At 54.1% G+C, this 6,428-nt stretch carries 4 protein-coding genes and 1 pseudogene; 3 read left to right on the forward strand and 2 right to left on the reverse strand.

Annotated features, from left to right (window positions below; translation table 11 throughout):
• Positions 1-407 (forward strand): annotated as a pseudogene (locus NCN04_RS06305) (glutamine synthetase); the annotation flags it as partial.
• Positions 408-688: 281 nt separating this feature from the next.
• Here the strand turns inward: NCN04_RS06305 and NCN04_RS06310 are convergent.
• Both NCN04_RS06310 and mutT read right to left on the reverse strand, forming a co-directional pair.
• Entirely contained in the window at positions 689-1,681 is a 993-nt protein-coding gene (locus tag NCN04_RS06310) for a carbohydrate kinase family protein (RefSeq protein ID WP_250395534.1), read from the reverse strand.
• A 76-nt stretch (positions 1,682-1,757) separates the two neighbouring features.
• Positions 1,758-2,912, reverse strand: coding sequence for an 8-oxo-dGTP diphosphatase MutT (mutT, locus tag NCN04_RS06315; protein ID WP_250395535.1), 1,155 nt, complete (start codon positions 2,910-2,912; stop codon positions 1,758-1,760).
• Positions 2,913-3,017: 105 nt separating this feature from the next.
• Between mutT and NCN04_RS06320 the strand changes: the two genes are divergently transcribed.
• Together NCN04_RS06320 and NCN04_RS06325 are read left to right on the forward strand one after the other, a co-directional pair.
• Positions 3,018-4,172 (forward strand): efflux RND transporter periplasmic adaptor subunit, encoded by a 1,155-nt coding sequence (locus NCN04_RS06320; protein ID WP_048347677.1) that lies wholly within the window; start codon positions 3,018-3,020, stop codon positions 4,170-4,172.
• Positions 4,173-4,176: 4 nt separating this feature from the next.
• The coding region (locus tag NCN04_RS06325; protein WP_250395536.1) for an efflux RND transporter permease subunit at positions 4,177-6,428 on the forward strand (2,252 nt) is incomplete at its 3' end.

Below are 6,428 nucleotides of genomic sequence, written 5' to 3' on the forward strand. Positions count from 1 at the left end.
TGGAGAACCGTGAGGCAGCCGTTCGGTTCATCCCCACCGCGACAGATCAAAGTGCCGCCCACCTGGAGATCAAGGCAGTCGATCCCACTGCAAATCCCTACCTGTTACTCGGTGCACTACAGGCCCAGGTGCTGGATGCCATGAGAAATCAACGCATCCTTCCACCAGAGCAGGTCGGCGATCCTGCACTCGTTAAGGACCACAGCGTTTGCAGGCTTCCAGCAAGTCTTGTTGAGGCACGACTAGCGCTGGAGCGCGACGCTGTCCTCCTTGAGGCCATGGGCCCGCTGTTGCACGGATCACTCTTAGACAGCCTTGCCGCTGAAATCCACCGGGTCGAAACCAAATCGGAGGAGCAACAAGTGAGTGACAGTTGCTGGTGGCCGATCGTGGGAGGACTGGTGTAGTTGGATTGTTTATGCCTTGGTCTTCTCTGCGCTGATCTGGTCTGCGACCCAGTGCCTGCCATGCCAAACGCCGGCCAATACGACTTGGCCAAGTTGGGCGTCGATGTGTGTTTAGGGGGATGATCGACGCTTGATCTCAGTGGTGGGAGCCAACCGGCTTTTCAAAAGCAGCATGATTCCGGAAGGCACCATCAGAATCAACTCAGACTGAGCTCATTCAGCGATGAAGTCCAAAGCCGAGGAGACGCAAGCGATCCACCATCCTTAGCAACGTCCAACCGTCATCGATTTAGGAAGGTACGAACATCCTGCTCTCGCGGCTGTGGATCGATGGCTCCGGCGCCGCTGCAAACAAGGGCACCGCAGGCTGACGCAAAGGACAGCCGCTCATTCACGGGACGATCCCAACAGTGCAAGAGACCCGCAGTGAACGCATCCCCTGCCCCAGTGGTGTCGATGACCTGAGAAGGCTGAAACACCGGCATACTCCCAGCCTCATGCTCGATCAACCAGCGAATGGGGTTGGCTCCATCGGTCACAACCACATCTGGCTGCTGCGGCAAATCTTTCGCGACAGCAGCAGGATCATCACTGCCGAAGAACCACAACGCCTCCTCCCGAGCCAATTTGATCAGGGAGGCCTGTTCCAACAATGGCTTGATCAACGCCAATGCATCAGCGGTAGGACCAGCCGCTGGATCTGCCTCGGGATCCCAAAAGGTGGGGCGCCAATTCACATCTACAGCAAGCGCAAGGCTTGCCGCCTGGGCTTGAGCCAATAACCATCGCAGCGAATCAGCAGAAGTTGGCGTTGCCAATGGAATCGTGCCAACGAGCAACCAGCGAGCCTGCTTCGACACCATCGGCCAAACCGCTTCCAATTCGTCACGATTCAGCATCTGATCGGCAAAACCCAGGGCGTGATCTCCTGCAAAACCCTGAAACACGCGCTCACCATTGGTATCGCGACGAACCAACACCACCCGACTTGGGTGACTCACATCGCGTTGAAGGGCTTGAACAGCCACACCCCGCTGCTGAAACACATCACGAAAGGCAGAACCAATTGCGTCTTCACCAAGTCGACCAACCAGACCGACAGGAGTTCCTAATCGGGCAAGAGCACAGGCCACATTCGCGGGTGCACCGCCCAAGCGATCATCACAGGCTTCAGGAGCTGCCGTCACGGGGTCTCCCCCCAAAGGTCCAAGTCGATCAACCAATGCCTCACCCAGGCACATCACACGAGGAGCCAAACCAGAAAGATCGGCCATAACAGCAAGTCGGATGTCTTAAGGCTGGCTGCGGCTCAGCGTGATGCCAACCAACGTCCCGCCACGAGCAGCCCGCTTAGGAGAGATGGTCCAAAAGCGCAGCAATGATCCGTGCATTTGCGGCAGGGAAGGGATAGTCACCCAACGACTCCGGACGCACCCAGCGCACCTGCTGGCTCGCAAGCGGCTGGGGTTCGCCCTTTCGCCACTGGCAGAGGTGCACCACAAAACGCAGCTGTTTATGGCTGTAGGCATGGTCAAGACTGATCAACTCCTCACCCACAGACACGTCGATCGCCAATTCCTCTTGCAATTCACGGGCAATGGTCTGAACGATGGCCTCCCCTGGCTCCTGCTTCCCACCAGGGAATTCCCATAGCCCACCCAACAACCCCTCATTCAGGCGTTGATCAATCAACACCTCCCCAGCATCGTTCAGCACCACACCCACGCCAATCACTTGAAAAGGCACGGCTCGAGGGGTCTCTTTCACGGGGTAGCTCTCCACATCGCCAGCAGCGTAAGCAGAGCAATGCATCTGCCAAGGACAGCACGCGCAATTGGGTGAACGGGGACTACAGACGGTGGCTCCGAAGTCCATCAGAGCCTGATTGAGATCACGAGCCCGACCGGGTGCAGCCGCTACAAGAGCGTCACTCCAGTTCCAGAACAAGCGCAGGTCACGCATCGGCGGGCGCGAATGAGCCTGATACCTGGCCAGCACCCGACGCACATTGCCGTCCAGGATCGCCAGGGGACTATTAAAAGCCGAGGACAGAATGCCGCCTGCCGTACTAAGGCCGATCCCAGGCAAATCCAGCCAGAAATCTGGCTCCTGGGGCCAGCTCTGAGGGTCTTCGCAGGACTGAGAGCCGATGCGCTTCAGCAAAGTTTGGGCAGAGCCATGCAAACGACGGGCTCGGTAGTAATAGCCGAGCCCCTGCCAACTCAAAAGGACCGTTTGCACCTCGGCTTGAGCCAACGCCTCAAGGGTTGGGAAGGACTCCATCCAGCGCTGCCAGTAAGGCAAAACCACTTGCAGCTGTGTTTGCTGCAGCATCACCTCAGCGACATGGATCGGATAGGGATTCAAGTGCTCGTAGGGCTCAGACCATGTCCCCTCAGGAGTGAACATCCAAGGCTTCTGCTCAGGATCCCGGCGTCCATGCATCTCCCACCAGGCCAACAAGGAGCGGCTCAGTTCTGGTGTCAATGCACTGAGTTCGTCCATTAATTAGCGCAGGCTCCCATGATTCATACCTTCACTGCAGGACCTGATGTTCCCCGATAGGGACTGAGGGAGAAGCCAGGGCGTCACTGGTCCTCAATAAGAGGTATGGTCCGCGGAACTATCGGTTGCATTGTGCGGGGCTCTTTTGTTGTCGTGCTGACTCTCTCGGTTGCGCTTGCAGCATGCGGGCAGAGCAAGAAATCAGGGCCAACCCTTTTGTCCATCAAGACTGCAACGATCTCCCAGGGCAACTTCAAACCAAGCATCAAAGCCGTAAGCCCCCTTGAATCCACCACCAATGTGACCCTCAGCCCTGAAACAGATGGTCGGGTGATCAAAAAACTTGTCAGAGAGGGAGATCAAGTTCAAGCAGGTCAAGTAATACTTGTGCTCGACAACACACAACAGAGTGCTCAATTCGATGCATCTCAAGCACAAGCTCGTTACGACAGAGTGAATGCTGACCGATACCAATACCTTTACGAACAAGGAGCCACATCAGCAAAACGCCGTGATTCCTTCGTCACGAAAGCGATCTCATCAAGAGATCAAGCTATCGCCGACAAGGCCACCCTTAACTACAAATTTGTACGGTCTCCAATTAACGGGATTATCGGTGACTTGGACACCGTAAAAATTGGCGATTACGTGAAAACTGGAGACATCATCACAGGGATTGTTGACAACTCAACTCTCTGGACCTTGATGGAAATTCCCGCAGCGCAGGCATCCCAAGTGAAAGTGGGACAACCAGTGCGGCTCGCATCTCAATCCACCCCGCAGGTCACCGGTCAAGGCACAATCACATTTGTATCGCCCTACTACGCAATTCCCAAAGCTGGCAGTCCTCCCAACACACTGATGGTGAAGGCAGAGTTTCCCAACCTCACCGGACAATTAAAGACAGGCCAATACGTCACCTCCGAAATTATTACTGGATCAAGCGAGCGGTTAGCGGTACCGGTACAGGCCGTGATGATGCAAGCTCAACAGCCTTTCGTCTATGAGGTAGTACCCATCAGCAAGGCGCTACCGACAATCAAACGCTCACCTAACACAACGGCCAAAGCGTTAAAAACATTGGAAAAGCTTCCAGGAAATACACCAATTGTGCTTCAAACTAAAGTACAGCTCGGGGATCTACAAAACAATCTCTATCCGGTGATATCAGGACTCAAATCCGGGGACAAAGTGGCGATTAGCAACACAAGTCGACTTCGCAGCGGCATGCCTGTGAAGGTTTCAGTGGGAGCCAACTGAACCGATGGCCTTTTCCGACAATTTCATCAAGCGACCAGTTCTGACTACGGTCTGCAGCATTTTGATTGTGCTCGTTGGGATGATCTCGATCCCGATGCTGCCCATCGCCTACCTGCCAAACATTGCCGATCCTCTCATCCAGGTCATCGCAAACTACGGAGGCGCCAATGCGGAGGTAACCGAGCAAGCGGTAACGAATCCATTGGAACAACAGATCAATGGCGTTCCCGGAGTGAGCTACATCTCCTCGAACACAGACATGACAGGCAATAGCACAGTCAATGTCTATTTCGATCAGTCAACTGATATCGATATTGATCAAGTCAATGTCCAGAACCGTGTTTCTCTGGCCAACCCCCAGCTCCCAGAACAAGTAAGCGAATTAGGTGTATCCGTTAAGCAGAGCAACCCGTCGATCCTGCTTGCCTATGAAGTGAGTTCCAGCAAAGGGCAATTTGATGCAGCCTATTTAAATGGACTCGTCTACGAACAACTCTATTACCCACTCTCTCGGGTGGAGGGTGTTGCCACAGTCAATATCATCGGAGGCGCCACTCCAGCATTTTGGCTGTTTGTTGATCCCAACAAGCTTGCAGCCAACAAACTCACATCCGAAGACGTCATCAATCAAGTTAAGTCTCAAAATAGTGTGGCTGTTGGAGGACTTGTTGGAGGCCCGCCGGCCTCAGGCGATCAAGCCTTCACCTATCCGATTGTGGTGAAAAACAACGGCAACCTTATCTCCATCGATGACTTCAACAATCTCATCCTCAGCCGCTCGCCATCTGGCAATCTGCTCAAACTGAAGGATGTCGGCGAAGTGCGCTACGGGAGCAACACCTTCTCTGCGCAGGCTGTTGATCAAAACGGACACGAAGCGCTCACGATTGCTGTCTATCAGACCCCTGCCAGCAATGCTCTCGACGTCTCTGAAGCAGTCGTTGATCAAATCAACCAATTCAGAAGCACGTTGCCTCCTGGCGTCACGATTGATCAGATTTATAACATCGGCCAATTCATCGAATCCTCCGTGGATGGAGTGATTGACGCTCTCGGACTTGCCATCGTGCTGGTTCTAATCATCCTGTTTCTTTTTCTACAGAACTGGCGCGCCACCGTGGTGCCCAGCCTGGCGATTCCTATTTCTCTCGTGGGAACATTCGCATTCCTCAACGTTTTCGGATTTTCGATTAATCAGCTCACGCTGCTGGGTCTCGTACTAGCAACAGGCCTCGTCGTGGATGACGCCATCGTGGTGATCGAAGCCGTCTCCACCAACATCGAGAAGGGAATGAAGCCCCGCGAGGCAGCACTCGCTTGCATGGGCGAACTCTTCGGTGCACTCCTTGCAACCGCCCTCGTGCTGATGGCGGTGTTTGTACCGGTTGCCTTTTATCCCGGTGGGACCGGGATCATCTACAAGCAGTTCGCACTCACGATCGCCTTTTCGGTTGCCATCTCTGCCTTTAATGCCCTGACGTTTTCACCCATGCTCTCGGGTCTGATCCTTTCGCAGAAAAAACCACCGGAACCCAAGGGGCGCAGCTGGATTGTGGTGGGCGTGATCGTGGGCTTGGCCTTTGGCCGCTTTAGTGCAGCTTCCTTTGGAAACTGGACTTACATCGCTGGCATTGTGATCGGTGCTCTCGCGGGTTCGAACCTGCCGCTGATCTTCAAGGTGTTTAACAGCAATTTCGAGCGTCTCGAAACCAGCTACTCAAAGATCCTCAAACGAATGATCCAAGCCCGCCGCATCGTGCTGGCTGGATTGGTTGTAGGAATCGTGGTGACCAGCTTCGCCTTCACCATCCTTCCTACAGCCTTTATCCCCGATGAGGATCAAGGCTATGGGATGGGAATTTTCCAACTGCAGAACGGGGCTTCCCTGGTGGAAACCAAAAAGCTTGGAATGCAAATCGCCAAGGTTCTCAGTGAAGAAGACGATGTAGCCAATGCATCGATCATCAACGGCTTTGGCTTCAACGGCTCCAGTCCCGATCAAGGCGTCTTTTTCTTCGGTCTCCAGCCCTTGGCAGAGCGCAAAGGCGCTGAACACAGTTCTGATGCCATCGTGAAACGCCTCAATGCAAAATTAATCCAATTAAGCGACGGCCTCGCTAAGGCTTCAGGCCCACCAGCAGTACCTGGATTCTCACCTCAAGGAGGTTTCTACTTCCAGTTCAACGATCTAAGCAATGGTACCTATAGCTTCAACGATCTCTCCAATTTGTCAGGCCAACTCATCAAGACGGCTAA

Origin of the sequence: Synechococcus sp. MU1655 (genome assembly GCF_023630655.1) — a bacterium.
In the GTDB taxonomy this organism is placed as follows: domain Bacteria; phylum Cyanobacteriota; class Cyanobacteriia; order PCC-6307; family Cyanobiaceae; genus Synechococcus_C.